The organism is Methylobacterium sp. 13MFTsu3.1M2 (genome assembly GCF_900112625.1).
Taxonomy (GTDB): domain Bacteria; phylum Pseudomonadota; class Alphaproteobacteria; order Rhizobiales; family Beijerinckiaceae; genus Methylobacterium.
Genome location: NZ_FOMM01000026.1, coordinates 1 through 24,709, shown reverse-complemented (window position 1 = coordinate 24,709; position 24,709 = coordinate 1). Strand labels below are relative to the sequence as shown.

The window sequence follows — 24,709 nt, the reverse complement described above, 5'->3', positions numbered from 1 at the left end:
CCCGGTGGGAGCGATGAAATGGCTCGTCTGCAATCCTCCGGCTTCTTCGATCTCGGCGATGGTCGACTGGAATATCATTTCGTCGGTCGACAGCCGGAGGTGGCCCCCACGCTTGTGTTGCTCCACGAAGGCCTCGGTTCGGCGATGCAATGGGGCGCCCTGCCCGAGACCCTCGCCCAAACGACAGAGTGCGGTGTCCTGGCCGTCTCCCGCCAGGGATATGGCGCGTCGAGCCCGGTGCCCTTGCCTCGCCCGGCCGATTATCTCGAGCACGAGGCCCGCACAGTCCTCCCGCGGTTACTCGACGCCGCAGATTTCAGGAGCGGCGTGATGATCGGCCACTCCGACGGCGCCTCGATCGCCGCTCTCGCCTTGGCGGAAGGCGATGCCCGCCTGCGGGGCGGTGTGCTGATGGCACCGCATTTCTTCGTGGAGGAGGTCACGCTGTCCGCGATCCGGCGAACCCGAGCCGCCTACGAGCGGGGGCTCTTGAGGACCCGCCTCGGCCGCTGGCACACCGATGTCGAAGGGGCCTTCCGTGGCTGGAACGACGCATGGCTGGATCCGGCCCGGCGCGGATGGACGATCGAGGCTGCGCTGACACGCCTGACCGTCCCCGTGACACTTATACAGGGAACCGAGGACGCCTACGGGACGCAAGCCCAGATCGCTGCAGCCCGCAGATCATGTCCACCCAGCCTGCTCACAGTCCGTGAGATGCCGGGTGTCGGACATGAACCACATCGCGAAGCTTTCGCGGACACGGTCGCTCTCATCTCGGCTTTCGTCGAGCATGTCCTGAAAGACGAACCAGGCTAAGGACCTACACAATCCTGACGGCGCTATGATGAATGACGGAGCTGTCTCCGACAACAGAAGCACATCTTCAGTTCGCGATTCTGCGAGAGGCCGAAACGCCACGTCCGCTATATGTCCCGCACTTCCGCAAATCGCCTTTCCGCTTCCGGCCAGCATTTTCCATCACGAAGCACTTCTGTGAACGTCTTCGATGAGTGGTTTTCTGTCTATCGAATTTCGGCCAGCAAGGCATGAAAGCGAACGTCGGCCACATGCATACTCACAAGGGAAGCCAGGCATTGGCCTGCTTGAGGTGAGCGCCATTTGTTCGTTCAGGTGTGAGGCCTAGATCATGCTGCTATGCCACGCCATCTTCGGCCACTACCTCCCGCGTCACGGCGAATTGGCCAACACAGCCCGTAGTGCTCCGCATTTCACTGCGTTCGTGGTCAGCACGTGCAATGCCGTTGCAAAGTTCTGCACCTGCCGCACATTGAAGCGGACCTACGGGCCTAAGATCGCGATTCTGCGAAATGCATGATCCGAGCAGGCCGCCGGCTCAGCCCGGATTGGATGGCGGGTCGCCCTCCCGACCCTGAGCCGGCCGACAGGCGCCCTAGCCGTGATCGGTCCGCCGGATGCGCTGGCTTTGCTGCCCGAGGCCCTCTATCCCTAGCGAGACCGTGTCGCCCGGCTGCAACCAGACGGGCTTGGGCTTGATCCCCATGCCGACGCCCGGCGGCGTGCCCGTCGCGATGATGTCGCCCGGCAGGAGCGTCATGTACCGACTGCAGTACGCGATGATCTCGCGAACGCCGAAGATCATCGTGCGCGAATTGCCCGTCTGACGGCGGGTTCCATTCACGTCGAGCCACATGTCGAGCTGCTGCGGATCGTGGATCTCGTCCTTTGTCACGAGCCAGGGTCCAATTGGACCGAACGTATCGCATCCCTTGCCCTTGTCCCATTGGCTGGACTGAAGCTGGAAGGCCCGCTCCGAGACGTCGTTCACGACGCAGTATCCGGCAACATGATCGAGGGCGTGCTCCTCGGTGACGTACTGCGCCGTCGATCCGATCACGACGCCGAGTTCCACTTCCCAGTCGAGCTTGGTTGAGTCGCGGGGCTGGATCGTGTCGTCGTTCGGCCCGCAGACGGCGCTCGGAGCCTTGAGGAAGATGATTGGCTCGCTCGGGATGGCCATGCCGGCCTCGGCCGCGTGGTCCGAGTAGTTGAGCCCGATGCAGATGAACTTCGAGAGGCCTGTGAAGGGAACGCCGAGGCGGGGGCTTCCTTCTACCCGGGGCAGCCGCGTCGGATCCGTCTGTGCGATCCTGGCGAGACCGTCGGGCGCGAGTTCGGACGGACCAAGATCACGGCACACCGACGAGAGGTCGCGGAGGACGCCTGCAGCATCGACCAGAGCAGGCCGCTCGGACCCAACCTCACCGTAACGACAGAGCTTCATCGATCATCTCCGGATCAAGGGCGAATCAAGTGGGAGGAAGCCGGTCCAGCGGGTGCCCCTTCGGCGAGAGAGCTGAGCCAGTCGCGGGCGAGGGGCACATCGGCCGGTGTCAGGTCGTGGCCGCAGGGTAGGACATGGTGGGTCGCTTCGGCGCCCAGCTCGGTCAGGCAAAGTGCCAGATCGGCCCCGAGTGCCGGCGGCGCGATCGTATCCGTCTCGCCCGAGACAACGACGGCGCGCTGCCCGACAAGGGCAGCGGCCGCGGTACCAGTCAGCGGTGGAACGGCGCGCAACAGGATCGCGCCCGTCAGAAGAGCAGGATGCAGAAGCATGAGTGCGGCCGCGATGTTGGCTCCGTTCGAGAAGCCGAGGGCAAGCGGAGGCCCGAAACCGTAACGGTCGCGGGCGGCCGCGACGAAGGCCGCCAGCTCATCGGCTCGGCGGACGACCTCGGATGAATCGAAACGACCGTCCGGATGGCGAGCGAAGTGGCGCAGCTTGCCACCTTCCGATACGGCTCCGCGGACGGCCAGCATCGGCGCGCCGGGGGCCGCTGCCTGGGCAAAGGGCACAAGCTCGTCTTCGTCACCTCCGGTGCCGTGCAGCAGGAGGAGCGGCGATCGGCTCCCTTCCGACGCATACCAGCGGTGGGCCAAGCTATCGAGGCTCACCGGCCTGCCTCCGACCCGAAACTGAGCCCGGAGTTGGCGGGGTGGGGCGTGACTCGCGTGAACGGGCGGCGTGTCGCCAGGAGTAGCACCACGATGCCCGTCAGCATCAGGCCCGTCATGAACCACAGGCCGGGCGTCAGGCTCCCCGTCGCGTTCCGGATCCAGCCCAGCAGGAAGGGGCTCACGAAGCCACCCGTGAGGCCAAGGCAGTTGATCAGCGCCAAGCCGCCCGCGGCCGAACGCTCGGGGAGATAGGCCATCGGGATGCCGTAGAAGATCGGCATCGCGCCGAAGAGCGTCGCGGTCGCGACGGAGAGCAGTGCCAGGACGACTGGAAGGTTCGCGCCGGCGAGGGACGCCCCAATCAGCGCGCAGGCACCGACACCGACACAGACGGCGTAGTGCCACCGCCGCTCTTGCCGTCGGTCAGAGCGTCGGGACAGCCACACCATGCCGATGCCGCCGATCGCATAGGGGATTACGGACCATAGGCCAATTTCGGCGGCTCCCTGGACACCGGCGGCCTGCATCATCACGGGCATCCAGAAGGTGATCGCATAGAGCCCGCAGACGAGGGTGAAGTACGCCAGCGCGAGGACGTAGATTCGTGGGTCGCGGAACGCCGCACCGAATGCATGGCCGCCGGCAGCCAAGTTCGCGTCCCGGTTGATCTCTGCCAAAAGGAGCATCTTCTCGGATGATGTCAGCCAGGGAGCATCTTGAGGCTTGTCGACGAGGATCCGGAGCGCGACGAGCCCGAGAAGCACGGCCGGCATGCCCTCCAGAAGGAACATCCACTGCCAGCCCCTGAGGCCGAGGACGCCCTGCATGCCTTCGAGGATGAAGCCTGAGACAGGTGCACCGATCACACCGGCGAGCATGCTGCCGCTCAGAAAAATTGCAGTCATTTCCGCCCGGCGGCGGTTCGGATACCAGAGCGTCAGATAGTACATCACCCCGGGGGCGAGGCCCGCCTCGAACGCTCCCAGGATCAGCCTCAGCGCGTAGAACGAATGGGGCCCGGTGATGAACATCGTTGCCGAGGAGGCGAGCCCCCACAGGATTAGGATGCGCGCCAGCGTTCGCCGGGCGCCGACGCGCTGAAGGACGAAGTTGCTCGGGACTTCGCACAGAAAGTAACTGACGAAAAATAGTCCGGCGGCGAGGCCGTAAACCGCGTCGTTGAAGCCCAGCTCCGCGCGCATGTGCAACTGCGCGTAGCCGATATTCACCCGGTCGAGATAGGCAGCCACGTAGCATGCGAAGAGGAACGGCAGCAGCCGCCACTGCAATTTTCGATAGAGTGCGGCGCTATCCACATCATCCGTCGCGAATGACTTAGCCGGCGGTCGGCCAAGCACGGGCGGATCACCTCCGGGCGTCACGTCCATTTTCATGATCTCCCTATTCTGTTCCGGAACTTCCGTCCGGTTCGAAGGCACGCCGGGCGCAAGTTCTCTCGCGCTCGCCCTCAGAGACGTGAGAACCAGTCCTCAAGTTCGATATTGAGGGGGAGGAGGATGCGAACGACGCAGTTGTACCAAGCCGTCGTCAGGACCAGTTCTAGTCGCTCCTGCTCGTCCAGGAACCCGCACAATTCGGCCCAGAGGCCGTCATCGACACGGCCGGTCCGCGTCACGTCGCGAGCGAAGCGCATGACGGCGCGTTCGGAAGCGGTGAACCGGTCATCCGTCTCGAACTGCGCAAGCTGCTCCAGCTTGGCTTGGGACAGCCCGGCCTTCACCGCCGAGTTCCAGTGATGCGCGACCTCGTAGTCAGCCCGCGTCTCAAGCCCGACCGTCAGGACGGCTAGTTCGCGAAGTTGCCGGTCGAGCAGAGTGCTCTGGCGCAGCGACATCGCCATCGCGAGAACCCCGTCACACAGCGCAGGCGCGTTGGCGACGGCGAGAAAGACGTTCTCGACCGGCTTTCCCCGCAGCGCTTCCAGGCGGTCGAACAATCCCTGGTGATCTGGTCCGACGCTGGCCCGGCTCGCGTTCCCAATCCTCGGCACTTCGAACTCCCAATCAGGGCGTTTGCGCGGAGTGGCGGACCGTGAAGGTAGAAGCCGTCAGCCCAGCGTCAGCATCGTATAGCGCGCCGGGTTGCATCGATATAATGATATCGATGCATTCAATTGATCGATGCCGTCGATCGAACGGGCAGACCGATGGAACTCCGTCACCTGCGTTACTTCGTGGCTCTGGCTGAGCACCTGAGCTTCACCCGGGCCGCGCGGCAGACGCACATCACCCAATCGACCCTGTCTCACCAGATCCGGCAACTGGAGGATCAGGTCGGGCAACGCCTGTTCGACCGCGTCGGCAAGCGCGTGTTCCTCACTGAAGCCGGGCAGAACCTGCTGCCCCGTGTCCTACGGGCCCTCGGCGAACTGGACGAGGGCCTTCGGGCGCTGTCCCCCCAGGATCAGGTCCTGACCGGTTGGCTTAGGATCGCCGCGACGCACACCTTTAACGTCAATCTCGTCCCCGCCTGCCTGACCGAGTTCCTCACCCGCAATCCTTCGATGCGCGTCGTCGTGGAGGAACTCGCCGCTAGCGTGATCGAGGAGCGGCTCCTGGCCGGTGCCCTCGATCTCGGAATCTCCTACAGGCCGGACCACCAGCAGGATCTCGCCTTCGAACCCCTCTATGACGAGCCTCTGGATCTCGTGCTTTCGCCTGAACACCGGTGGGCAGCCCGGAAATGGGTCCGCATGGCGGAACTCCACCATCAGCCGGTCGTGTTGCTCTCACCGGAATTCACCACCCGCAGGCTGCTGGATGACTGCTTCCGGCAATGCGGCGCCGTCCCGCACCTCGTCGCAGAGATGAACACGATCGGTCCCATCCTCGGCCTCGTTCGGCGTATGAACATCGTCGCGATCCTGTCGAGACAGGCCGTCCCAGAGGATGGGACGCTTTTGTCGGTTCCTCTGGAAACTCCCACGCCCATGCGGAGCCCTGGCGTGCTATTGCGCCGGAACGAGGTCCTGCCTCCGCACGTCGCATCCTTCCTGCACACGCTCCGACGAGCCTGCGATAAGGCTTCTCATTCGACGCGTCGGTTGTAGCGGGGATGTCGTCGCGGGAGCTCGCCAGTGTGTCCACGACCGCTACGGCGAACGAGCCCGAATTGGAGTCAGATATGGCAGCCAAGCAGGTCACCCTCACCTTCGACAACGGCCCCACACCACATGTGACGGATCAGATCCTGGGGATCCTAGACCGGGCCGGAATCAAGACCACCTTCTTCGTGATCGGGCAGAGGCTCGACGACCCCGCTGCAGCCGATCTCATGCGGGCTGCTCATACAGCGGGGCATTGGATCGGAAATCACACCTTTACGCATTCGGTGGCACTCGGGGACCGGACGGACCGGGACTATGCGCTCCGAGAGATCGAGGAGACACAGCAAAGGATCGGTTCGCTGACGCGACCGGAGAAGCTCTTCCGCCCCTACGGGAACGACGGACTGATCGGCCGGCATCTGTTGAGTCGGGCGGCGCTCGATCACCTCCTCGCCGAACGCTACACGACGATCACCTGGAACAGCGTCCCCGGTGACTGGAAGGACGCGGACGGCTGGGTCGAGACCGCGATGGCCCAGGTGCGGGAGCAGGACTGGAGTGTCATGGTCATTCATGACATCGAGGCTGGATGCCTCGTCCGGTTGCCTGAGCTGCTTCAACGTCTGACAGATCTTGGAGCGACCTTCGAGCAGGCGATTCCGAGGTCGGTGATTTTGACCGAAGCGGGACGGACTGTGTCGATGTCTCCGGACTTCATGGCCGATTGATCGGCACACCCTCGCAGGGCGTGCGACAGATCTGCCGGCATCATCGATCGATGGCATCGATTGAAACGACGAAAATATATCATCGCAACACTGCAAAATGGCCTGCTATGCTTCGTAGCGAGACTTGGCTCGGTCGGGACGGCGCGAATTATTCGAACAGGATCGCGCCGCGGAAGCCAAGCTCGCGATGGGGGATTTGGAATGGCCGATGCGTCCAAGACGCGCGTTGCTATCGAGCAAGCGTCTGAGAACGAACGAGCCAGGATCTATCGGAAGATCAGCCTCCGGCTGATCCCGATGATTTTCCTATGCTATGTCCTGAACTACATCGACCGTGTAAACGTCAGCTTCGCCAAGTTGACGTTCCAGAGTGACATCGGCCTGTCGGACGCGAGTTACGGCTTCGGCGTCGGCATCTTCTACGTCGGGTACATCCTCTTCGAGGTGCCGAGCAATCTTCTCCTTGGCCGCATTGGCGCGCGGAAGACGCTGACACGTATCATGTGTCTGTGGGGCCTCGTGTCCTGCTCGATGGCGTTTGTGACGAGCCCGGCGACCTTCTACCTGGCTAGGATCCTACTCGGTGCGGCCGAAGCTGACTTCTTCCCGGGCATCGTCCTCTACCTCACCTTCTGGTTCCCCCATCGCCTGCGCGGGCGGGTGATGTCGCTGTTCGTCCTCGCCATTGCGGTGTCGGGCATCGTAGGCGGACCAGCCTCCGGTTGGATCATCCAGCACCTCGCTGGCGCGGCCGGCTTCAAGGGCTGGCAATGGCTGTTTCTCGTAGAGGGGGCGCTGCCGGTACTCGTCGGAGTCGGCGCGTTCTTTGTGCTGAGTGACCGACCCGCGGATGCCGCCTGGCTGACGCCACGGGAGAAGGCGATCGTGGCGGCCGATCTCTCATCCGGGACCTTCGAACAGGGACCCGCGCCCGCGAGGGCCTTCCTGTCGGCCCTGCGAAATCCGAAGCTGTGGATCGCGACCTTCGGATATTTCTCCATCACCTGGGCGGGGACCGTTCTGAACTTCTGGGCGCCGACGATTATCCATCGATCGGGCGTAGCCGACGTGTTCAGCGTCGGGCTCTTGTCGGCGATCCCCTATTCCGTGGGTGCCGTCGGCATGCTCCTGCTGTGCCGTAGTTCGGACCGGCGGCTCGAGCGGCGGTGGCATTTCGCCCTATCCGCCTTCCTGGCCGCGACGGCCGCCCTCGCCATCTCCCTCGTCGCGCAGAACGTTGCGGCGGCCATCGCCTGCCTGGCCCTGCTCGCCATCGGCTATCTGTCGGCGACCGCCCTGTTCTGGACCATACCGGTGCGCTTCCTGACCGAAGCCGAAGCCGTGGGAAGTCTCGCCTTCATCAGCAGCATGGGGCAGGTCGGAAGCCTGGCGGCGCCAATCGCGTTCGGATTTTTCACGAGCCTGACGGGCGGTCTCGCCGTCTCGACGGGTCTCGTCGCTTTCGTCCTTGCCACCGGCGGAATGGCTATTCTCTCCCTCCGCAACCCGCGTTTGGTTGAAAGACCTCTGTCATCAAAGCCAATAAACACGGGCTGCGACTTCGGCACGCGGTCGTGACATCGCTCCTGTCGCTAGTGTCCAATTCCACAGCGGGCATGCTCTGAAGCGGATCGGCCGCTTACGGCCAGACTACGTCTCGCCGGATCGTCGGGGCGCGTAGGACCGACCGTTTCGCTTCGCGCTCAACCCGGCCATTCGGGGTACACCGCCGTGTTCTCCGAAGCGGACGCTCCGGCAGCGCCACGCGTAAGACGGTGGATCGCGCGCACCTGCTCTCGATTGTCGAGAAGATCCAGGCCAGGAATGCCGCCCCGCTGATCCGCGCTGAGGCCGTCGCGGCGGATGCGTCTTCATTCGGGCCTGCCTGAACAAGGTGGAGAATCAACCCGAACGCGCCCGCGCTGAGGCGTTCTGGGACCGCGTCATGCAGGAAGTCGCCCAACATCGGCTACGGTATCGCCTTCGGGCGCGCGATAGTCGCTCTCCCGAGGAGCGACCTGGCGCAGGTCAGCCCATCGCATTGCGGAGTTCGCCTACGTGGATGTCGTCGAGATCCATCGCTCGCCGTGGCGGACCATCGGCCTCTTCCTGGCCTCCGTCGGTTTCGCGGCCTTCGCCGGCTGGCTGATCTATGCGCACCCGACAATCGGGCGCACGGCCGTGACGCCCGGAAGCTTCGCCGAGTTCGAGGCCTATGCCGGCGTCGCGTTCTTCGGCCTCTGCACGGTGCTGATCTTCCCCAAGCTGTTCCAGTCGAAACCGGTGGTGTCCGTCGGGCCGCGTGGGATCTACGATCGCAGGCTGTCGACCGACTGGATCCCCTGGGAGACGATCCGCAGCGTGACCCCGATGCAAATCCAGCGGCAGCGCATGCTGGTGCTGGAGATCGACCCGACGGCCGACGCGCATCTGTCCTGGACGAAGGGGGCGCGCCGCAGGGCCAAACTGAATCGGGTCTTCGGGCGGTCCGGTTACTGGATGACGGCGGCCGATCTGCGCGGCGGCTTCCCGGCATTGGCCGAGGCGGTGTCCGCGGCCCGGCGCAACGCGTAGCCTGGGGTCCGCCGGCTATTCCATCGCCGCCCGGTCGCTCATCCGGGAACTGACCCGGTGATCGCGGCTCTCCAGCCCGGCTGTCGACGAAATCACGACGTCGGACAGGCCGAGCCACGAGGCCATCAATCGCAACTCCGCGAGTATCCGCTCCATCGTAGCCGCCGGCGCACCCGGCTCTTGATGCGCGCGTAGGACGATCAGCGCCCCGGCCCGTCGATCCGCCTTCAGGTCGACCCTGGCTACCAGCGCGCCGTCCATGAGGAACGGCAGCACGTAGTAGCCGTGCTCGCGCTTGTGGGCGGGCGTGTAGATCTCGAGGCGGTACCGGAATCCGAAGAGGCGCTCCGTCCGTGGCCGGTGCCAGACGAGCGGGTCGAACGGCGACAGGAGGGCCGCGCCGCGGTGACGGCGGCCGGGCCGGGCATCCCTGTGCAGGTACGCCTGCTGCTGCCATCCGCGGACGGTCACGGGAATGAGCACGCCCTCCTCGACGAGCTGCTCGATGGGCAGGCGCGCCTCGGTCGGCGAAAGGCGGTAGTAGTCGCGCAGGTCGTTCGCGGTCGCCACGCCGAGCGCCTCCGCGGATCGCGCGACGAGTTCGCGCCGGGCGTCCACCGGAGCCGGGGTCGGTCGGGCGAGGACGGAGCGGGGCAGCACCCGTTCGGGCAGGTCGTACACGCGCTCGAAGCTGCCCCTCCGATGCGTCGACGCCACGAGTCCTGCCCAAAAGAGCCATTCGAGCGCGTGCTTGGCATCGCTCCAGACCCACATGCCCTTGGACGCCTTCGGGCCCGAGACGTCGGAGGCAGCCAGCGGGCCCTCCTGCCCGATCCGGGCGAGCATGGCGTCCGCCTCCGCGCGCCGCTCGCCCGCGAACGCCTTGAGCTGGTTCCATACGCCGTGGCCCTGGCGGGCGCGGTCCATGCGCCAGCGCAGCAGAGGCTGGAGATCGATCGGCAGGAGGGACGCCTCGTGACCCCAGTACTCGAAGAAGCGCTTCGAGCCTGCGACAGCCAGGGCGTCGAGGGCGCCGCGGTCGTAGGGCCCCAGGCGCGAGAACAGCGGCATGTAGTGGGCGCGGACGAGGACGTTCACGCTGTCGATCTGGAGCAGGCCCAGGCGGCCTATCTGCCGACGCATCCGCGAGACGGCGATCCCGTCCGACAGCGGGCGCATGCCGAGGCCCTGGGCGGTCAGCGCGATGCGGCGCGCTTCGGTAATCGACAGTTCCAGCTTCGATCCAGCCATGGGATGGGCGGGGAGGCGGGCGTCACGATCCTACGGCCGCAGGTGCTGACCTTCGGAGGATACCCTCCACCGTCATCTGCTCAGCGGATCGTGTGGCTGGCAGCCTCGACGGTGGCTGGCCGGGACGGCTTGTTGAACACCGTCTGGCAGCCCGGACTCAGGCGCGCCCTGTTCCGGACCATGCAGGCCGTGATCCGGTCACGGTCCGGGATCTCGCTCAGGCAGAGCTTGAATGCGTCTCCTCGGCACAGGCGCGCCGCCTCGGCATCGTCGGCCCTGGCGGGCGTGCCGACGAAGGGCGTCGATGCGACGACGACGGCGGACAGACAGACGATTGCTTTCATGGTGCCGAGGTGCCCGATCTGGATCCTTCCGAAGGGCGGGCGTCCGATGGGCCAAGTGGCATCTGCGCTCGCCGATCCCACAACAGGATCCGGAACCTCGGGTTCCGCCCGGGGATGCCGCCCCATGCGCCCGGCACAGGCGCACCATTCGTGGGCAGGGCCAGCGGCCCGGTCTACCGGTCGCAGCGGCCGTCGATCCGGTCCTGAAGACCAATCGCGACATAGACGAAGGCGCCGAGCAGGGCGACGGCCGCGGGCGTCGCAAACAGGAGCCACGTGTAGTCGTGCGGGCTCATCGCAGCTCCTTCGCACCCAGGGGGAGGGGCGTGCCCGCCCATGGATGGACCCGAACGGCGGGAAGCGATAGCCGGCCGGGCCTCAGGCTCGGCTTCCCGGCTACCTCGTGGCGCAGCGCTTCAGGGTGAACGGCTCGCCGGCCTTGAAGCCGCGTGCGATCGACGCGATCATCGTGTCGCCGGCGACCGAGAGCGTCCATCGCGCCTTCCTGGCCGAAGGACCGCCGCTGCAGACCTCGTCGAGCTTCCATCCGAAGCTGCCGGCCGTACCGCTCCCAAGAAAAAACGCCCCCGACGTTTCTGACGAGGGCGCGAGGTGCGTTGAGGACGACCCATGCGTCAGGCCACTGGTATAATGCATGCCAGAGCGAGAGGTGCAACTCCCGAATCCCGGCCACCCAGCTTGCGATCCGCGCTGGGGCCACAACGGCTGCCTTGATCCAGATTGCAGTCGGGATGGCGTACAACACTCGGCCGATGACACGCGAGAGTGCATGACATCGCTGCTGCAGATCTCATCGACCGACACCAGTCCGATCCTGGCCCTCAACAACGCGCACGCGGCCGAGCTCTCCCTGCTCGACGAGGAAGGTCTCTCCGAGCTCGTGGCGGGGAGCTTCCACGCACGCCGGATTGGCCGCAACGACGCTTTCCTGATCGCCCTCGATGAGCGGCATCCGACCTATGCGAGCCCGAACTATCTATGGTTCCGCAGACGCTACCCGCGCTTCGTGTACGTCGACCGGGTCGTGGTCGCCGGCATTGCCCGCGGCCTCGGCTATGCGCGGCGGCTCTACGAGGATCTCTTCCGGAAGGCCCGCGAGGCCGGTCACGACCTGATCGTGTGCGAAGTCAACTCGATGCCGCCCAACCTGGGCTCGGACGCCTTCCACGCCCGGCTCGGTTTCGAGGAGGTCGGCGCAGCCACCATTCACGGCGGAGCCAAGACCGTCCGCTATCTCGCTCTTCGCCTGCCCGGCCCGCGCTGACCGCGCACGAGCCGACGGCAAGTCCATACAGACAGGCCAGTCAGGTTCGTCGACGCCCGCGCTTGCCGGCTGCCTCCAGAGGCCGCGCGGCACGCTCGAAGCCGGCCCAGGGATCCTTGCCGAGCGCCGCCAAGCGACCGGGCAGGGTGGCGACGTCGAAGCGCGATCCGGAACCGAGGGACGGGAGTTCGTCCCAGCCGACCGGCACCGAGACCGGCGCTCCCGCGCGGGCGCGGGTCGAGAAGGTCGCAACCGCGGTCGCACCACGCTGGTTGCGCAGATAGTCGATATAGATGCGGCCGTCCCTGGACTTCTTGGACACGGTCGCGACGTAGCGGTCGGGCGCGTTCTTGGCCATCTCGGAGGCGAGCCCCTTCGAGAACGCCTTCGCCTCATCCCACCCACCCTTCGGTTCGACCGGGACGACGACGTGCAGTCCCTTACCTCCGGTCGTCTTGACGAAGGCGCCGAACCCCGAGATCCGCAGACGCTCGCGGACCTCGAGCGCGCCGGCGACGAGGTCGGTCCAGCCCACGCCGTCCCCGGGATCCAGATCAAAGACCAAGCGGTCCGGCCGATCCGGGTCCGCGGCCGTCGCGCCCCAGGGATGGATCTCGAGGACGCTTGCCTGGACCAGGGCGCGCAGGCCATCCGGGTCGCCGATCACGACCGCCTTCCCGGTCCCGCCTTCGAGGACGCGGAGAAGGCGTTCGTCGATCCCGGACCAGCCGTGCTTCTGGTAGAAGCACGAGCCGAGGCCAGCCGGGCACCGGACGAGCGACAGAGGCCGGTCGATCACGTGCGGCAGGATGCGGTCGGCGATCTCGGCATAGTACCCGGCCAAGCCCTCCTTCGTCAGGCCGACGTCCGGCCAGAGCACGCGATCTGGATGCGTGAGCGTCATGGTCGACTCCGCGGTTGTCCGCTTCGGCGCCCGTGAGCGCGCCGGCGCCGCCTTCCGGACGACCTCGTCGGGCGCCACGCCGGTCCGGATGGTCTTGAACGACGCATGCCGCAGTTGACCGTCGGCGGTCCATCCGCGGAACGTCACCTCACATACGAGACGAGGCTCCACCCATCGTGCATTGCGGCGCGCCAGGGGCGGCAGTTCGGCGTCGAACGGCGGCGCTGGGATCCGCAGGGACTCCAGTTTCACCCAGAGCTCGCGCGCGACCGCGTCGCCGAACCCCGTACCTACCCGTCCCACGTGGACGAGGGTGCCATCCTGGTGTGTTCCCAGGATCAACGAGCCGACGGATTTCGGGGCCGTGCCTGAGGGCATGAAGCCCGCGACGACGAACTCCTGGGAGCCGGTGCATTTCACCTTGCGCCAGAGATCGCTTCGTCCGGAGCGGTAGGCCGCGTCGGCCCGCTTGGCGACGATGCCTTCGAGCCCGAGGCGGCAGGCATGGCGGGCCATGGCCGCACCGTCGTCGATGAGATGCTCACTGAACCGGATCCGGTCGGCGGACCCCGCATCGTCCAGGCTCTGCAGCAGCAGAGCCTTGCGCTCGGTCAGGGGGAGGGCGCGGATGTCCTTGCCGTCGATGTAGAGCAAGTCGAAGGCGTAGAAGAGCGCCGCGCCCGTGTCGCCGTCGGCGAGGGCCTGCTGAAGCGCCGCGAAGCTCGAGATGCCGCTCGCGTTATCGACGACGATCTCGCCGTCGATCAGGGCGGAGGGCAGCTTCAGCTTCTGCAGGGCCTTCGCGATCGGCTCGAACTTCGCCGTCCAGTCGAGGCCGGATCGCGTCGACAGCTTCACGGCACTTCCGTCGATGCGCGCCTGCATGCGGTAGCCGTCGTGCTTAATCTCGTACAGCCAGCCCTCTCCGGTCGGCGCCGCGTCGACGAGGATCGCCAAGGCCGGCTCGACGAAGGGCGGCAGCACGGCCTTGCGGGCGCGCGGGGACCGGGCCGAGGCGGTCTTCGTCACTCGCGTCAAGGCGACTTTCGCACGTGCCGCGTGGTCGGGTCTGATCTCGCCGCCGGCGGCGAGATCGCGGTTGGTCCGGCCCGACAGGACCGACGCATCGTGCTCGACGAGGATGTCGCCCTCGCGGCGGGCATGCTCGTCCTCGGCCTTCATCAGCAGCCACGGCTGCCTCTTCTCGCCGCCGCGACCCTTCATGCGCACGAGATGCCAACGGCCGCCGAGCCGCTCTCCGTGCAGAACGAACTCGAGGTGGCCCTTCTCGAGACCGGCGGCCGCATCGCCGACCGGTTCCCAGGAGCCGATGTCCCAGACGATCATGGTTCCGCCGCCGTACTGGCCCTTGGGGATCGCCCCTTCCCAGCGCAGGTAGTCGAGGGGGTGGTCCTCGGTGCGGACGGAGAGCCGCTTCTCGGCCGGCGATAGGCTCGGCCCGCGGGTGACGGCCCAGCTCTTGAGCACCCCGTCCATCTCCAGCCGCAGATCGTAGTGCAGGCGTCGGGCGTCGTGCTTCTGGACGACGAAGCGCGCCTTGGCGGCCTTCCGGCCACGGCGCCCACGAGGCTCGGGCGAGGCCTCGAAGTCCCGCTTCTCGCGGTACGGCTTGAGGAGCTCGGACATGACTTCCGGCAAACCGCCGCGGCCGATCGCCGGTTCCGGGATGCCGCTTCGAATGCGGGGGCAGACAAGATCTCGCAAGTTATCCACAGGACGAACTGTGCAGGAACGAGTCGAGAGCGACTCTCGTTGAGTCGCCGAATTCGTGGTCGGCATCGCATCGACTCATCGCCGGCGACGAATACTTGTGCGAATTTGGAGGCTGCGGTGGCATCGCGCGCCAATTGGAAGGGGCACCTGCGACTTTCACTCGTCTCCTGCTCCGTCGGACTATATCCGGCGATCAGCTCGTCGCGGGACCTGAAGTGCCACACGATCAACCGTGAGACCGGCAACCGCGTGAAGCAGCTGCTGGTCGACTCCGTGACCGGCGAGACCGTCGATCGCGACGATCAGGTGAAGGGCTGCGAGGTCGCCAAGGACGACCTCGTCCCCGTCGAGGACGAGGAGCTCAGCGAGATCGCGCTGGAAAGCACGCATACGATCAACATCGAGGCGTTCTGCAGGCGCGAGGAGGTCGACGAGCGCTACCTCGACAAGCCCTACTACCTCGCGGCCGAGGACAAGGTGTCGCGCGAGGCGTTCGCCGTCATCCGGGATGCGATGAGGAAGAAGGGGATGGCGGGCCTAGGCCGGATCGTCATCTACAAGCGGGAGCGCATCGTCCTGATCGAGCCCTACGGCAAAGGCCTGCTGGCGACCCTGCTGCGGTACCAGGACGAGATCCGGTCGCCCACCGCCTACTTCGAGGACATGCCGGACGGCAATCCGACCGACGAGATGCGGTCCCTGGCCGAGGAGCTGATCGCCCGGTCGACGAGGAAGTTCGATCCGTCGAAGTTCGAGGACCGCTACGAGGAGGCGCTGATCGCGCTGGTCAAGGGCAAGGCGAAGAAGCCCGAGAAGGGCAAGGGTCGATCGAAGGCGGCGGCACCGAGCTCCGGCAACGTCGTGAACCTGATGGAGGCCCTCAGGCGCAGCATCGACTCCGAGAAGGGTGGATCCTCCGCTCAGCCGGCCGCTGCCCGGAAGAAGGCGGGTTCGAAGCGGTCTCGGCTAAATTCGACCCGCGGCGCGGGCAAGGCGACGTCCTCGAAGCCGCGGAAGGCCGCGTGATGGCCGCTCGTCCGCTCCGGCCTCCGGCCCTGGTCCTCTCCCGTAGCGCCGCACGGCGGCGACGGGCGTGCCGAATGCTCGAGAGACTCGGCTACGACCCGCTCGGTTTCTCCTCCAACAAGGATGCGGAGGCGTGGCTGGAGGAGGACACGCCGGAAGCCGCGATCGTGGACGATCCCTGCGATCGCGAACTGGAAGGCCTGTTCGGCGTCCTCAAGGCGCGGAACGTCGATCTGATCGCCCTGGATGGCCCGCCGCCGCAGCCTTACAGGGCGTGAGGCTGGAATTCCGGTCACGACATGGCGACATGACCGAGTCGGGTCTTGGCGAACTGAGGCTGACCGAAGCGGGCCTTCGGTATCAGTTAGTTGACGAGAGCGGCGCCGAGATCGCAAGGGACGAGTGCCTTGTGCTTCTCGAGTATGAATTCAGCATAGTTTGCGTTGCCGGACACGCCGCAGGCGAGGCAATATCGAACCACGGCCTCGGTCGAGCGTCCGTGAAGCGATAGATACGTGTCGATGTTCTTCACGAACACGGTATCCGCAAACACCGTCCGACCTCTGGCCATGTGCTCCCTGTGCCGGGTCGCGTACCGCCAATTCTCATTGGTCAGATGCAGCACCTCGAAATCCTGTCCGCGCATGTAGGCGACGGTCTCGTCGAAGTGCGGCTCCCCCTCGTAGGCCGGCATGAAACGGAGCTCGGCCTGTACGACGGCGGCCCCGGCGATGTGCTGCCGGGCGTCGCGCAGGACCAAGCCGTCTATGCCCTCCAGATCGCTCTTGAAATAGTCGAGACCTGAGACCCCGATTTCATCGAGGGCATCCGACATGCGCTTCGCTTTGACCTTGTGAACCGCTTTGACCCGTGCCAGATCCCGGAGGCCGAACGCCTCAAGGATCTCCTGCTTGTCCTCCAGCAGTGAGGACGCGTAGATGAAGTGCTTCTCGCGGAATTCATAGTCTCCCGCGGTAGGAGCGATGACGCAGTTGATAGGCGAGTACCGACCGAACTTCGATCTGTTGGAGCCTACAGACAGAGCGTCGAGCGATATGAAGTGGATCGCGCTAGCGATCTCGGATGGGACGCGCACGATCGCCTCGCCCGAGGATCCGAAATCCGCCATGCTGAGAAAACCGTCGAGGCACGCCGTTATTGTCCGCGCATCCTTCTTGGCGTCATCACTTATCGCTTCGACACGATCGGCGAATTCCTCGACGGAAAAGCTCCGCAGAAGGGCCGAGCACGTGCCGAGGAGGTCGCTGTCGAATGGATTCTCTAGGACTATTGCCGAGATGTAGTTGACCGCCTTCGGCAGGTCGCCTTGTTGGAAGCTGACGACCGAAATTCCGATCAAGGCTCGCGGGTTTCTGTCTTCTACCTTGAGTATCGCCTCCAGAAGATTTCTGGCTTCTTGGCGCCGTCCCGCTTGGATATCGGCGTTGGCTCGATCGAGAGCTTCATCGACGAACATCTCGGCCATTCTATTGCGTTCACGCCGGAGATTGCAGGTGGCTTATGCAAGCGCGCGAAGGGTCCTTGGCGCAGTCTGGCAAGACACCGCGACAGTGACCTGAGGTATGGTCCGCCACATCTGTCTTAAGGGTTAACGCTTGTTTATGCCGGTTGGCCGCTCGAGCCGCCGGGATGGAACCGGAGGCTCTCGGTCAAGGCCGGGACATCAGCTTATGAGTGACGCGTTTCGCTCCGTTCCTTTCCGATCCGGATCGATTGAAGGCCGTCCGCATCTCTGGTCGGCCTTTTCCGAAGCAATTGTTCCGCTTTCGGCCAGCATCTGCCACCACGACGCGCCCATCTGAACGTCCAAAATGGGTGGCTTCAAGATGGTCCGCTTCGGGGATGCAAACCGGCGGAAGCGGACACCCTGAAACTGCTATCGGGACGCTAGACCTGCTGCATCCCGCCGTCGACGCACAGTTCGGCCCCCGCGACGAAGCTCGCCTCGTCGCTCAGTAGGAACAGCGTGGCCGCTGCCACCTCCTCGGGACGCGCCATGCGGCCGAGCGGGATCGGCGCGATGAGTGCGGCCCGCCCGTCCTCAGATACGCTCGCCATCATGGCGGTATCGGTCGGACCGGGGGCCACCACGTTCACGCGGATGCCGTGTGGGGCCAGTTCCGCCGTCCATGTGCGCGCGTAGGAGCGCAGCGCTGCCTTCGTCGCGGCGTAGGTCCCGTAGGGCGTCACGCCCATGACGTCGGCAATCGACCCCATCAGCACGACGGCCCCACCCCGCCCCATTGCGCCCAGAGCCGCTTGCAACCCGAAGACAGCCCCACGGACGTTGACCGCAAAGTGCCGGTCGAAATGCTCGGGCGTCCCGTCGCGCAGGGTCGCGGGTTCCGAGATGCCCGCGTTGAGGACCAGCGCGTCGATCCGGCCATGCATCTCCCGCACCGTCGCCACGACGCGGTGCAGATCCTCTTGTTGGGCTGCGTCCGCGACGAGGCCCTGCGCACCGCGCCCGATCCTCGCAGCGGCTGCGTCGACCTCGTCGGCGCGCCGCCCGGTGAAGACGACCGACGCGCCTTCGACCGCCAGCCGCTCGGCGACCGCAAGGCCGATGCCTTTCGCCCCGCCGATCACCAGCGCAACCTTGTCTTGCATGCGAGCCATCGGGGCATCCCTTCATCTGCAATGGCGCAGCAGATACACAGCGTGTATCTGCTATCAAGAACGCACTTAAGGTAGACTAGATATGGCCGACGATACCGACTTCGATGCCGCGTCCGCTTGCGCGCTCGCCAACATGGCGCAGGTCCGCCCGGTGCTGGACAAGATCGCCGACAAGTGGACGATCCTGATCCTCACGGTGCTTTGCCCGCGGCCTTCACGGTTCAACGCGATCAAACGGCGGCTCGACGGCATCACGCACAAGGCGCTGGCGGACGCGCTGAAGCGGCTGGAGCGCAATGGTTTGGTGACCCGGACGGTGCTGCCGACCGCACCCATCGGCGTCGAGTATGCGATCACCCCGCTCGGCCATTCACTACGCGAGCCCTTTGAGGCGCTCTGCGCGTGGGCACTCAACAACGGTGCGGCGATTGATGCGGCCAACCGCGAACATGACAGCATCAAAATGAAGCCGTGAAAACGCGTCCGCTTTCGGATCGCCGGATGCCGGGACCGAACATCTAGAAGTCCAAATCTCACGCTTGGTACCCATACGCACATGTCGGCTCAGGGTGGTTTGCGGACGGTCTACTTACGAGTTGGAAGGCGCTTTAGCGGACGTTGCTGCCCCTTCCGCTTGCGACCCTTTGCCGAGCCCCGGACTAAATAATCCGAATTCTTCGGAGTGTCAGAAGTCCGCGACCCATTGTCAGTATCTGAGAGAAGTGTGTAAATGGCCAACGTCTTTGCAGGCAACGCTGGCGCTCTTGGCTGAGCCTATCCAGGCGGTGCTGGTTCATACGAAAATGTGGGAGGCGGCAAAAACCTACTTGGTGCGATGCGCCTTCGCGAGTACATAATTATCGGGCTCTTTTTTATAGTCCTTGTATCGCTGAATAAAGCGATCGTGAAATTTACAGACCCGAGGGACCATTAATAGATCTGTATATCCCCATTTTCTTTGCAAAATATCCATCATAAATTGATCAATATCATCAATTTTATTTACCATTGTTGGGTTCGGCGCATAGAATAAGTCATAGATCGTATGCGTTCGGTTCATTAGCGCCAGAAAATTTCGTGGATCGATAATCTTATATTGCTCCTGTCGGGGATTGAACTCGATCACCAAAGTGCTTTCTTGCAGAATTGCAAGATTGTTTGCCACGATAAGTGCATCAATTCCTTCGACGTCGATCTTAATAATTTGATGTGAAGGACGCCTGTTTCTTTCCAAAATTTCTTTCAAAGTATAAGTATTTATAATATACGAATCTACATCACGGCCAAAACTGTCGACCATGGATAGTCCAGATGAGTCCGAGTGTCCGCGCACTTGATTAAACAGCAGTGGGCCGCCATCGAGGCTAATACCCGCGGGCACAAAATCCACAAGGTCCGCTACATTATTCAGGCGTGCGTTGAACGGTATCAATGACCCGGCAGTTGATGGGTCATAGCATTGGGCGCGGAAATCGATTTTGGATGCTTTGGCGTAACGCGCCAGACGGATAGCGATGTCTCCAGCCCAAGCACCAATGTCGTATAGAATTATTGTCGAGTAATCGCTTGCCGCTATCTCTATATAATCTTGAAAAACTTTCGCGGGCGTATTGCTTGGATTGCCGAGCATCACCTCCGGCAAACCGCTGGCAAAAACGTCATATTTCTTGTTGCTGTCCGGTATAAAATTTGAATACAGATTGTCTGCTGTTGGAACATACGCAACAATACTATCTAGGATTACGAGATCGACTCCAGATCCATGCCTTACAGATCGGAGCATGCCAACTTCAGACCGAAGTTGTTGGATTTCTTCCTTCAAGGCATCGAATTTTTCGCTCAGTTCCTGAAGATGCACGCGCTCTTGCTCTGACATGCCCCAGTTTCCTCCAGCTCACATTTTAATCGGCGTGTGCTTTTCGTCGATCTATACCGTCGCTTGGGCAAATTTGGTTAACAGCCTACTATATGGTGGCTTTGGCGGATAGCGAGGAGGTCTGGTCCAGAACGGCGTTGGCGGGCTCGCGGTGTCCGCACGGCCTATGTCGTCCGCAGTCGGATGTCTTCTTCCAGACAGCAGCCGCCATCTTGCTGACCATCAAGAGCCGAATTTGCCTGTCCGGCGGCGAACGACCGCTTCTGGGAAGCGCTCACTGCCGCCTGTACAGCTGAGTTGGGTCGGCAGCGGAAGGGCTGTTAGGAGTGGAATGCTGCCGGTCTGCTTCTGCGCCACGCGGGCACTCGAGCGGACATGTCCTCGACGATTCAGACGGTCAGAGGCCGGAAGTCAGTTTTGTAAGCCAATCGCGCGAGTCTTTGACTAGGACAGTCTCCATAGACCTGTAGAGAGGCAGAAGACCTCCGCCAAGTCCAACCAGACCGCATGCGCCGAGCCCAGCCGCACTCGTGACGCCGGCTCCCACTCGAAGCCTCTAAGCCAAATGATTATCAGTCCTGTGCCAATTTACGGCTTGCGCTGTGGATCGCGATCGAAAATCTTGCTTTGAATACGCGCCTACGGAGCTTTCGATGCGAGCCGCAAGTTGTTACATAGGGAAATATCTAGGTTCATTTTTGCTATATGCCGCCGGATCCAGCGTCGTTTTCGCGGATATGAGGGTGAATCGTTCCGTCGACGGCAAAATCGTCTCGATGTCTAACCTGTCGCCGGCGAAGGACTGTTCTCCGATGGTCTCGCGCGGCCGCATCAGCGATCTAACATTCGAGCAGGGAACGGTACGCGGATTCACACTTAGCCAAAAAGGCGGCGGGCAGTACATCAACGTACCCGCTTTGTACTATTTTCCCGATTCACACCAGAAAGCGATCGCCCGCGATGGATATTCCACATTGATCCGGGACGGCCGCATCGTGACGATCAAGGCTCTGTTCTGCGGCGCAGCGGGAAAAATCGTGAAAATGGACGCGATCTCAACAAAGTAGGGACCATATCATGTCAACCAGATCGGGTGCGGTTGCCCTCCTATTCATGCTGTATTGCGTCCAGGTTGCGAACTCGGGGTGGAAGCCGGCAAAAGGAACTCCGTATCCTGCGTTCACCTCCTGCGTCTCCTCCAATCTGTGCATATTCGTCTCGTGCCGGCGCGGTGGCGAAAGGTCCTTCGAGATCTACTCCGTCGAGAACGGTCTAAGCGCTGGAGATACGCTATCCCTCTCCGCTGCCGGACGCCAGATCAAGCTGACCGTACCGCCGAGGACCAACAACGAGCTCTACAGCTGGCCGTTGCGACCGGACATAGATGAATTACTGAGCTCGGGCAGTAAAGCGGCCATCGTCTTCGACGAACGCACCAAGTGGCCCGTAAGGACTGACGGCTATGCATCGGCGAAGTCAAGCTTGTCGCGTCAATGCAAAGGCTGACTCCGGGCTGTTTGGGACGAATATCGGGAGACGTACGATTTTTATGGGAAGACTGACTTTCGTGATCCTGATGGGATCGCTCTTTGCAGCGCCGGCTATGGCGGAATCAAGAGCGGCGGCCTACTTGGCAAAGCAGGAGATCAATGACGGGTGCGATGGTCGTCAAGGGCGCATCGATCCCGCCGGCCTGATCGAGCGGGATCTCGATGGCGACGGCATGCCCGACCTGATTATATCCCACGAGGCGATCCGATGTGCCGGTAAAATGTCACGGAGCAGTCATTGCGGCATGCAGGTTTGCTCCGTACTGTTCTATCTGCGTCGCGGATCATTGCTTCAGAAGGACCACGATATGCTGGGTGCCAACGTCAAGGTAGGCCGCGAGCGCATCCCGAAGGTTCATATGGATGCCCATGGCGGAGGTGGAGGCTACATTCGTTGGAATGGGAAGTTCTTTGATTGAGAACTAATGTCTCGCGACGACGTCCAACATTCATAGATAGCCGCGGTCGGAGCCATCACAAATCATGATATCTCCAGCATTCGGCCGATGCGGTTACAGCCGGTCGATCGGCGAGATGCGCCTGGAGGCGGCGTTCGATCGGATCGCTTCCCGGCCGAGGTTCTCCGCACCGACAGCCAGGATCCGGGACGATCCGACGACCGACGTCGGTCGCCGATCAAGCTATCCCCCAAGCTGTCCCGACATGCGTGGCCCGCGATCTGGTGGCCGTGCACCGCAACGTCGGGCATGATGCCCTGCACATGATCGGCGGACCTGGGGAGGTCACATGCGGTTCCTGGTGGCGACGATTGTTCTGATCGGACTGTGCGGTCAGGCGAATGCCCAGGGCAAATCGAAGAAGCCGCAGCCTCAGCAGCCGTCGACCCGCTACCTCAGCTTTTCGGAAGGGTCCCTGGACGGTTCGGCGACGTATCTGATCGACGGCGTCCTGAAGTTGACCTTGCAGGGCAGCCAGATCACCGACGCGAGCATCGACGTCTGCTACCCGACAAGCACGCTGTCGCGGCGCGTCGACCGTCTGGTGATCCCGCTGCAGGCCGACGGCGCGAAGTTCTCCGGAGCCGGAGCAAGCTCGGCGGGGGATCGGGTCGCCGTGTCGATCAAGCGGAGCGGCTCGAAGGACGACCAGCAGCTGAACGGCTCTCTGAAGCTTCCGGACCATAGCGTCGCCATCGCAGCCACCGGCCTGACGTTCTCGGAGGAGGATCCGACCGCGCTGCCCTCCGGTTCGACGGCAGAGGACGAGCCTGAAGACGTGAGCGACAAGCCCGTACCCGATCCCGGGACCCTCTCGGTGACGACCAAGCTTCCGAACGTCGTCGATCTGGTGAAGCTAGTCCGCACTGAAGGTGCCCGGATGGATCCCGCCGGTCTGGTCCCGAATTGCGCCGACCTGAGAGGCGGCACCTCGTCGATCTCGATCGACGTCGATCCGGAGAGAGCTCCCGCGCTCCTCGAGAAGGTGAAGAAGCTCCCGGGCGTTGAGACTGCGGAATACGGGCAGGTCGCTGACAAGTCCCAGCTCGTCAAGCTCAAGGTGAAGCCGGGCGACACCGATCTGATCGCCGCCCTCGGTCGCGCATTGCCGAAGGCCATCACCGATGCGACGATCGTCTCGTCGGGCAAGGACGCCGGGCGAGGCGAGATCCAGATGGCCCTCACCCGCAAGGTGTCCTACCTGGACCCGATGGGAGCTCAGGAAGCGATCTCGCTCCGGGCTACCGCGTGGCAGGATCCTCAGGACAAGTCCGTCTCTTACCTCCAGCTCCGGGGTGTCGATGCGAGACTTGTCGATACCGGCAAGGAGAAGGTCTTCTCGGTAGGGCCCGCCGAGTCCGAGGGGGAGGACGCCGTCGTCGCCTCCGATCTCGACACGGCGGCAGCACAGCAGGCGATAGCTGCGGCATTGGCTTCTGATCTGCACGGGCAGATCTGGGTCGAAGATGCGTGGGTGTCGAAATAGCAGGTCGCCCGCACGCCTGGATGCCGACGACGGGCGAGTGCTGGAGGCGGCCGCACACTCGAAACGCCGCCCGCACCGTGGAGCGCGATCGGTACCTGCCGAACGGGAGTCCCGGCCGCATGGTCGACGAGGAGGCCGACTTGGAGAGTAACACGATCGGATGATGCGTCGGAGGCTATGCCGGCCGAATGCGAGGGGCCACGTAAACGATCGGCGGGCGACGACATGCATCCGCCGATCGTAAGGCTAGCTAGGAACGCTCGAAGGTCCGTCGATGCTCTACCACGCGGCCTGAAGGCCTACGGTGAACACCTGGGCGGTGGCGCCCGGGTGGACGTCGCCGGTATAGCTCACCGACAGCCGCACGCCCGCGGCGACCGCCCCCGTCAGGCTCACCCCCAGAACCGCGCCGTCCCGGCCCAGCGCGCTCGTCCGGCCCGCGAACCCCGCCCCGAACAGGCTCGAGCGGATCACCGCCGCGGTGTCGGCCAGCTCGTGCGCCCAGTACGCCCGGCCCTCCAGGCGCAGGTCCGGAATGCCCGCCAACGCCCAGCTCGTCACCCGCCCGCCGACCAGGCTGCGCGCCGCGTCGAGGTCGGCCACCGCGAAGCCCTGCCCGCCGAAGCCCTGCCCGACCAGACCGCCCCGCTCGGACACACGGCCCCGCGTCAGCCGGTCGTAGCTGAAGCCCACCTCCGGCACGACCTCGACCGGCAGGCCGGTCGCCAGCGCGTAGCCGGCAAAGCCCGACACCCCGCCGTTCCAGCCCGACGACAGCCCGGAGGCCTGCGACACCGCCGCGCCCAGCGCCACCGTCCGGTCCACCCGCCCGTCCGCGTACGACAC

Annotated in this window: 24 protein-coding genes; 12 read left to right on the top strand and 12 right to left on the bottom strand. The window is 63.9% G+C overall.

All coding sequences use genetic code 11. The features are described from left to right. The first annotated feature begins 18 nt into the window (after window positions 1–18). Window positions 19–819 carry an alpha/beta fold hydrolase gene (locus tag BM314_RS23570; protein WP_091980600.1) on the top strand — a complete coding sequence of 267 codons (801 nt, stop codon included), beginning with the start codon at window positions 19–21 and terminating at the stop codon, window positions 817–819. A gap of 595 nt (window positions 820–1,414) precedes the next feature. Here the strand turns inward: BM314_RS23570 and BM314_RS23565 are convergent. The 4 genes from BM314_RS23565 to BM314_RS23550 form a co-directional block, all read right to left on the bottom strand. Beyond that, a complete protein-coding gene (locus BM314_RS23565) occupies window positions 1,415–2,266 on the bottom strand; it encodes a fumarylacetoacetate hydrolase family protein (RefSeq protein ID WP_091683068.1) in 852 nt (283 codons plus the stop codon). Between the two features lie 14 nt (window positions 2,267–2,280). Then, window positions 2,281–2,937, bottom strand: a complete 657-nt coding sequence (locus BM314_RS23560; RefSeq protein WP_056531139.1) for an alpha/beta hydrolase — start codon at window positions 2,935–2,937, stop codon at window positions 2,281–2,283. Then, entirely contained in the window at window positions 2,934–4,328 is a 1,395-nt protein-coding gene (locus tag BM314_RS23555) for an MFS transporter (protein WP_244540017.1), read from the bottom strand. The genes BM314_RS23560 and BM314_RS23555 overlap by 4 nt, the downstream gene beginning before the upstream one ends. Window positions 4,329–4,408: 80 nt before the next feature. Beyond that, window positions 4,409–4,897: a carboxymuconolactone decarboxylase family protein gene (locus BM314_RS23550; protein WP_020096256.1), complete on the bottom strand. Its 489-nt coding sequence runs from the start codon at window positions 4,895–4,897 to the stop codon at window positions 4,409–4,411. 210 nt (window positions 4,898–5,107) lie between these two features. Between BM314_RS23550 and BM314_RS23545 the strand changes: the two genes are divergently transcribed. From BM314_RS23545 to BM314_RS23530, 4 genes are all read left to right on the top strand, one after another. Further along, the gene (locus BM314_RS23545; RefSeq protein WP_091683065.1) at window positions 5,108–6,010 is read left to right on the top strand and encodes a LysR substrate-binding domain-containing protein; all 903 of its coding nucleotides are present in this window, start codon (window positions 5,108–5,110) and stop codon (window positions 6,008–6,010) included. 74 nt (window positions 6,011–6,084) lie between these two features. After that, window positions 6,085–6,735 carry a polysaccharide deacetylase family protein gene (locus tag BM314_RS23540; RefSeq protein WP_029359437.1) on the top strand — a complete coding sequence of 217 codons (651 nt, stop codon included), beginning with the start codon at window positions 6,085–6,087 and terminating at the stop codon, window positions 6,733–6,735. Window positions 6,736–6,936: 201 nt separating this feature from the next. Next, window positions 6,937–8,313: an MFS transporter gene (locus BM314_RS23535; protein ID WP_091980599.1), complete on the top strand. Its 1,377-nt coding sequence runs from the start codon at window positions 6,937–6,939 to the stop codon at window positions 8,311–8,313. A gap of 480 nt (window positions 8,314–8,793) precedes the next feature. Next, complete coding sequence (locus BM314_RS23530) at window positions 8,794–9,309, top strand: STM3941 family protein (protein ID WP_020096260.1); 516 nt, start codon at window positions 8,794–8,796, stop codon at window positions 9,307–9,309. A 15-nt stretch (window positions 9,310–9,324) separates the two neighbouring features. On the opposite strand, the gene BM314_RS23525 is transcribed toward BM314_RS23530, so the two are convergent. The 3 genes from BM314_RS23525 to BM314_RS31300 all read right to left on the bottom strand — a co-directional run bounded on the left by BM314_RS23525 (window position 9,325) and on the right by BM314_RS31300 (window position 11,200). Next, window positions 9,325–10,560 carry a winged helix-turn-helix domain-containing protein gene (locus BM314_RS23525; protein ID WP_020096261.1) on the bottom strand — a complete coding sequence of 412 codons (1,236 nt, stop codon included), beginning with the start codon at window positions 10,558–10,560 and terminating at the stop codon, window positions 9,325–9,327. 80 nt (window positions 10,561–10,640) lie between these two features. Then, window positions 10,641–10,904: a hypothetical protein gene (locus tag BM314_RS23520; RefSeq protein WP_020096262.1), complete on the bottom strand. Its 264-nt coding sequence runs from the start codon at window positions 10,902–10,904 to the stop codon at window positions 10,641–10,643. A 173-nt stretch (window positions 10,905–11,077) separates the two neighbouring features. Further along, on the bottom strand, window positions 11,078–11,200 hold the full coding sequence (locus tag BM314_RS31300; protein WP_280142567.1) for a hypothetical protein: 123 nt from the start codon (window positions 11,198–11,200) through the stop codon (window positions 11,078–11,080). Window positions 11,201–11,694: 494 nt separating this feature from the next. Between BM314_RS31300 and BM314_RS23510 the strand changes: the two genes are divergently transcribed. Then, the gene (locus tag BM314_RS23510) at window positions 11,695–12,189 is read left to right on the top strand and encodes a GNAT family N-acetyltransferase (RefSeq protein ID WP_091980595.1); all 495 of its coding nucleotides are present in this window, start codon (window positions 11,695–11,697) and stop codon (window positions 12,187–12,189) included. A gap of 40 nt (window positions 12,190–12,229) precedes the next feature. Here BM314_RS23510 and ligD read toward each other — a convergent pair whose 3' ends face one another. After that, the gene (ligD, locus tag BM314_RS23505) at window positions 12,230–14,740 is read right to left on the bottom strand and encodes a DNA ligase D (RefSeq protein ID WP_091980593.1); all 2,511 of its coding nucleotides are present in this window, start codon (window positions 14,738–14,740) and stop codon (window positions 12,230–12,232) included. Window positions 14,741–14,944: 204 nt separating this feature from the next. Between ligD and BM314_RS23500 the strand changes: the two genes are divergently transcribed. Continuing rightward, window positions 14,945–15,853 carry a non-homologous end joining protein Ku gene (locus BM314_RS23500; RefSeq protein WP_091980592.1) on the top strand — a complete coding sequence of 303 codons (909 nt, stop codon included), beginning with the start codon at window positions 14,945–14,947 and terminating at the stop codon, window positions 15,851–15,853. A gap of 74 nt (window positions 15,854–15,927) precedes the next feature. Further along, window positions 15,928–16,131: a hypothetical protein gene (locus tag BM314_RS23495; RefSeq protein WP_091980590.1), complete on the top strand. Its 204-nt coding sequence runs from the start codon at window positions 15,928–15,930 to the stop codon at window positions 16,129–16,131. A gap of 86 nt (window positions 16,132–16,217) precedes the next feature. Here BM314_RS23495 and BM314_RS23490 read toward each other — a convergent pair whose 3' ends face one another. Further along, window positions 16,218–17,339, bottom strand: a complete 1,122-nt coding sequence (locus BM314_RS23490) for a tetratricopeptide repeat protein (RefSeq protein ID WP_139237874.1) — start codon at window positions 17,337–17,339, stop codon at window positions 16,218–16,220. 422 nt (window positions 17,340–17,761) lie between these two features. Beyond that, a complete protein-coding gene (locus BM314_RS23485) occupies window positions 17,762–18,493 on the bottom strand; it encodes an SDR family NAD(P)-dependent oxidoreductase (protein WP_020096270.1) in 732 nt (243 codons plus the stop codon). A gap of 82 nt (window positions 18,494–18,575) precedes the next feature. Between BM314_RS23485 and BM314_RS23480 the strand changes: the two genes are divergently transcribed. Then, complete coding sequence (locus BM314_RS23480) at window positions 18,576–18,968, top strand: winged helix-turn-helix transcriptional regulator (protein ID WP_020096271.1); 393 nt, start codon at window positions 18,576–18,578, stop codon at window positions 18,966–18,968. 348 nt (window positions 18,969–19,316) lie between these two features. On the opposite strand, the gene BM314_RS23475 is transcribed toward BM314_RS23480, so the two are convergent. After that, window positions 19,317–20,369 (bottom strand): FkbM family methyltransferase, encoded by a 1,053-nt coding sequence (locus BM314_RS23475; RefSeq protein WP_091980586.1) that lies wholly within the window; start codon window positions 20,367–20,369, stop codon window positions 19,317–19,319. 743 nt (window positions 20,370–21,112) lie between these two features. On the opposite strand from BM314_RS23475, the gene BM314_RS30270 reads away from it, so the two are divergent. The 3 genes from BM314_RS30270 (at window position 21,113) to BM314_RS23470 (ending at window position 23,863) form a co-directional block, all read left to right on the top strand. Then, window positions 21,113–21,436 carry a hypothetical protein gene (locus BM314_RS30270; RefSeq protein ID WP_139237873.1) on the top strand — a complete coding sequence of 108 codons (324 nt, stop codon included), beginning with the start codon at window positions 21,113–21,115 and terminating at the stop codon, window positions 21,434–21,436. Between the two features lie 500 nt (window positions 21,437–21,936). Further along, the gene (locus BM314_RS30265; RefSeq protein ID WP_139237872.1) at window positions 21,937–22,338 is read left to right on the top strand and encodes a hypothetical protein; all 402 of its coding nucleotides are present in this window, start codon (window positions 21,937–21,939) and stop codon (window positions 22,336–22,338) included. Window positions 22,339–22,666: 328 nt separating this feature from the next. Next, a complete protein-coding gene (locus BM314_RS23470) occupies window positions 22,667–23,863 on the top strand; it encodes a hypothetical protein (protein ID WP_091980584.1) in 1,197 nt (398 codons plus the stop codon). A 279-nt stretch (window positions 23,864–24,142) separates the two neighbouring features. Here the strand turns inward: BM314_RS23470 and BM314_RS23465 are convergent. Continuing rightward, the coding region (locus tag BM314_RS23465) for an autotransporter outer membrane beta-barrel domain-containing protein (RefSeq protein WP_139237871.1) at window positions 24,143–24,709 on the bottom strand (567 nt) is incomplete at its 5' end.